The organism is Rickettsia sp. Tenjiku01, assembly GCF_001653015.1.
GTDB classification, from domain to species: domain Bacteria; phylum Pseudomonadota; class Alphaproteobacteria; order Rickettsiales; family Rickettsiaceae; genus Rickettsia; species Rickettsia rickettsii.
Genome location: NZ_BCMR01000031.1, coordinates 1 through 1,245, shown reverse-complemented (window position 1 = coordinate 1,245; position 1,245 = coordinate 1). Strand labels below are relative to the sequence as shown.

The following is a 1,245-nucleotide window of genomic DNA, read 5'->3' as shown; positions in this document are numbered from 1 at the left end:
GTCGCTCGCAATGACGGATTTAAAACAAGGCTGCCCGTTAAAACAAAAAATTTCTGAAATGAACTATGTTAAGGCACAAGGTTTTAACCTAGGTGCTCTTGCTATTATCGTTATTGATAATCCGATGGTTGCAGCAACAGGTCATAGAATTTGTAATGATTGCTCAAAAGCTTGTATTTACCAAAAGCAAGATCCGGTAAATATCCCATTAATAGAATCAAATATTTTAGAAGAAACACTTAAATTACCTTACGGCTTAGAGATATATTTACTGCTTACTCGTTGGAATCCGCTTAATATTTATGCACCGCTTCCGAAAGAACCTACTAATTATACTATTTTAGTTACCGGTCTTGGTCCTGCAGGTTTTAGTCTTAGCTATTATTTATTACGGTCAGGTCATAATGTTGTGGCTATTGACGGTTTAAGAATTACTCTACTGCCTTTTGACGTTCATAAGCCTATAAAATTTTGGCATGAATATAAAAATTTGTTATCGGAAAGAATGCCAAGAGGATTTGGAGGGGTAGCGGAATATGGGATTACCGTTCGGTGGGATAAAAACAATCTCGATATATTGCGGCTAATATTAGAGAGAAATAATAATTTCAAATATTATGACGGAGTAGCTTTAGATTTTAATATAACGAAAGAACAAGCTTTCGATTTGGGTTTTGACTATATAGCTTTTTGCATTGGAGCAGGTCAGCCGAAAGTTTTGGATATAGAAAATTTTGAAGCTAAGGGCGTAAAAACGGCTTCTGATTTCTTAATGACTTTGCAAAACGGAGGGGCATTTTTGAAAAATTCTAGTACTAATATGGTAATTAGGATGCCGATTGCGGTAATAGGCGGCGGTCTTACTTCCTTAGACGCAGCAACGGAAAGTTTATATTACTATAAAAAACAAGTAGAGGAATTTGCCGAAGATTATATAGAAAAAGATTTAACGAAGGAAGATAAAGAAATAGCTGAAGAATTTATTGCTCATGCAAAATTGTTTAAAGAAGCTAAGAATAATGAAGAATTAAGAAAGGTTTTTAATAAGCTTGGGGGGGTTACTGTCTACTATCATGGAAGATTGCAAGATTCGCCGGCATATAAATTAAATCACGAGGAGCTAATATATGCATTAGCACTCGGTGTTGATTTTAAGGAAAATATGCATCCTTTAAGGATTAATGTTGATAAATACGGTCATGTGGAATCTGTGGAGTTTGAGAATCGAAACCGTCATTGCGAGCA

The 1,245-nt window shown here is 35.2% G+C and carries 1 protein-coding gene; it reads left to right on the top strand.

The features are described 5' to 3' along the window. On the top strand, positions 1 to 1,245 hold a 1,245-nt coding region (locus TENJIKU01_RS06775; protein WP_172795063.1), incomplete at both ends, for an FAD-dependent oxidoreductase.